Genomic DNA, 271 nt, shown 5'->3' with positions numbered 1-271 from the left:
CATTTCCTCCTTGAGAACTGCTATCGCCTTTACCACGATTGCCGCCAGAGCCGCTGCCACCAGAACCGTTACCGTCAGAACCACTGCCACCAGAACCGTTACCGTCAGAACCACTGCGGCCAGAACCGTTGCCGCCAGAGCCGCTGCCACCAGAACCGTTACCGTCAGAACCACTGCCGCTAGAGCCGCTGCCACCAGAGCCGCTGCCGCCAGAACCACTGCGGCCAGAACCGTTGCCGCTAGAGCCGCTGCCACCAGAGTCGCTGCCACC

General features: G+C 63.1%; 1 protein-coding gene. It reads right to left on the bottom strand.

All coding sequences use genetic code 11. From position 1 onward, the window contains the following. On the bottom strand, positions 1–255 hold a 255-nt coding region (locus MR083_RS27215; RefSeq protein ID WP_242270131.1), incomplete at its 3' end, for a hypothetical protein. Positions 256–271: the final 16 nt, after the last annotated feature.

It is taken from the genome of Bacillus cereus group sp. BfR-BA-01408 (genome assembly GCF_022663305.1).
GTDB lineage: Bacteria > Bacillota > Bacilli > Bacillales > Bacillaceae_G > Bacillus_A > Bacillus_A pacificus.
The sequence above is the reverse complement of the archived record's forward strand: the minus strand, read 5'-3'. Positions and strand labels throughout refer to the sequence as shown.